2 protein-coding genes and 1 pseudogene are annotated in these 2,338 nt (G+C 67.5%); 1 reads left to right on the forward strand and 2 read right to left on the reverse strand.

Annotated features, from left to right (window positions below; translation table 11 throughout):
• A partial coding sequence (locus KIT86_RS24910; protein WP_297403405.1) for an ABC transporter ATP-binding protein/permease occupies window positions 1-1,536 on the reverse strand: 1,536 nt, incomplete at its 3' end.
• A 38-nt stretch (window positions 1,537-1,574) separates the two neighbouring features.
• Here KIT86_RS24910 and KIT86_RS24915 point away from each other — a divergent pair.
• Window positions 1,575-2,015 carry an acyl-CoA thioesterase gene (locus tag KIT86_RS24915; protein WP_297403407.1) on the forward strand — a complete coding sequence of 147 codons (441 nt, stop codon included), beginning with the start codon at window positions 1,575-1,577 and terminating at the stop codon, window positions 2,013-2,015.
• Window positions 2,016-2,022: 7 nt separating this feature from the next.
• Here KIT86_RS24915 and KIT86_RS24920 read toward each other — a convergent pair.
• Window positions 2,023-2,338, reverse strand: a pseudogene (locus KIT86_RS24920) (type 1 glutamine amidotransferase); the annotation flags it as partial.

Raw genomic sequence — 2,338 nt, forward strand, 5'->3', positions numbered from 1 at the left:
CTTCTCGCCGCCCGAGAGCTTCAGCCCCCGCTCGCCGACGATCGTCTGGTAGCCGTCGGGCAGCGCCATGACGAAGTCGTGGATGCGCGCCAGCCGCGCCGCCTGCTCGATCTCGGCGGGCGAGGCGGCGGTGCGGCCGTAGGCGATGTTGTAGGCGATGGTGTCGTTGAACAGCACGGTGTCCTGCGGCACGATGCCGATCGCCCGCCGCAGCGAGGCCTGGCTGACCGCGCGCAGGTCCTGGCCGTCGATCGTCACGGCGCCGCCGTCGACGTCGTAGAAGCGGTAGAGCAGGCGGGCCAGCGTCGACTTGCCCGCGCCCGAGGCGCCGACCACCGCCACCTTGTGCCCGGCGGGGATGGCGAAGCTCACGCCCTTCAGGATCGGCCGCCGGGCGTCGTAGCCGAAGTGCACCTCCTCGAATCGGACCGCGCCGCCGTCGAGCGCCAGGTCGGGAGCGTCCGGTGCGTCCTCCACCTCCCTGGGCACGGCCAGCAGCACGAACATCTGCTCGATGTCGATCAGCGCCTGCTTGATCTCGCGATAGACGAAACCGAACATGTTGAGCGGCTGGTAGAGCTGCATCAGGTAGGTGTTGGCGAGCACGAAGTCGCCCACCGTCATGGTGCCGTCGACCACCCGGTTCGCGGCCATGAACATCACCAGGGTGACGCCGACCGCGATGATGACGGCTTGGCCGAGATTGAGCACCGACAGGCTGGTGCGGGTCAGGACCGCCGCGCGCTCGTAACGCTTGAGGGCCGAATCGAAACGCCGCGCCTCATGCGCCTCGTTGCCGAAATATTTGACCGTCTCGTAGTTCAGCAGGCTGTCGATGGCGCGCGTGCTGGCGTTGCCGTCGGCCTCGTTCATCTGCCGGCGGAACTGGGTGCGCCACTCGGTCACCAGCACGGTAAAGGTCACGTACATCACCAGCGCCACGAGCGTGATCCACACATAGCCCATGTCGAACTTGGTGCCCAGCAGCGCCAGCACCATGATGACCTCGATCAGCGTGGGGAAGATGCTGTAGAGCGAATAGGAGATGAGCGATTGCACACCGCGCGTGCCGCGCTCGATGTCTCGCGTCATGCCACCGGTCTGGCGGTCGAGGTGGAACCGCAGGCTCAGGGCATGCAGGTGGCCAAATACCTGCAGCGCGATGCTGCGCGTGGCTCCCTCCGTGGCCTTGGCGAACACCAGTTCGCGCAGCTCGGTGAACACGCTGGTCGACAGGCGCAGCAGGCCGTACGCGAGCAGCAGGCCCAGCGGCACGACCAGCATCGACTCGACGCTGCCGGGCCGGATCGTCATGGCATCGACCAACTCCTTGAGCAGCAGTGGCACGCCCACGTTGGCCGTCTTGGCCGCCACCATGAAGGCCAGCGCCAGCACCACCCTGACCTTGTACTGCCACAGGTAAGGCAGCAGGCGCCTGAGCGTGCCCCAGTCGGAGCGCCGGGCAGGCGGGGTGCCAGTGGCGCCAGGGCCGGAAGGCAGGGCGATGGAAGTTCGGGCGGAAGTGTCGGGGCGCATGCGGGAGAATGGGGGACCGTTGTCCAGAGATTGTGCCCATGTCCAGCCATTCAAGCCCGCCGCCCGAAACCGCCTTGCCCACCGACCGGGAACTGGTGCTCAAAGTCATTCCCATGCCCGCGGACTGCAACGCCAACGGTGACATCTTCGGCGGCTGGGTGATGGCGCAGGTCGATTTGGCCGGCGCCGTGCTGCCGGCCCGCTACGTGCGTGGCCGAATGGCCACCGTGGCGGTGAATCAGTTCATCTTCAAACAGCCCGTGCGCGTCGGGGACATCCTGAGCTTTTTTGCGCACATCACCCGCGTGGGCCGCACGTCGGTGACGGTGCAGGTGGAGGTGTTTGCCGAGCGCTTCTCGGCCCAGGGCCAGTACGTCAAGGTGACCGAGGCCAGCCTGACCTACGTGGCGATCGACCTCGAAGGCCGGCCCCGCCCCATCCCGCGCGACGGCCTGGTGCTGCCCGAGCACCTGGCCTGAGCCCGCATCAGGCCGGCCAACGCGAACGCCAGGTCCGGTAGATGTGTGCGGCCAGCGCCTGGCTGCCCGCCAGATGCCGTTCGGTGGCCGCGTGCATGCCCGCGGGGTCCTGCACGCTGTCGCGGTGCAGCAGCACGTTCACCGCGTAGGATTCGCCGGGGCTTTCGATCCATTCGTGGATCTTCTCAGGCGTGATCTCGATGTGAAACTGCATGGCCAGGTGCGGGCCGAGGGCAAAGGCCTGGTGCACGCAGGCCGGCGACGAGGCCAGGACCTGCGCGCCCGGCGGCAGCGCCACAAAACCGTCCTGGTGCCACTGGTAC

This window comes from Hydrogenophaga sp. (assembly GCF_026125825.1).
In the GTDB taxonomy this organism is placed as follows: Bacteria; Pseudomonadota; Gammaproteobacteria; order Burkholderiales; family Burkholderiaceae_C; genus Hydrogenophaga.

What these genes read in the sequence shown, in the direction of transcription:
- KIT86_RS24915 (WP_297403407.1), top strand. Translation starts at nt 1,575, where the DNA reads ATGTCCAGCCATTCAAGCCCGCCGCCCGAAACCGCCTTGCCCACCGAC.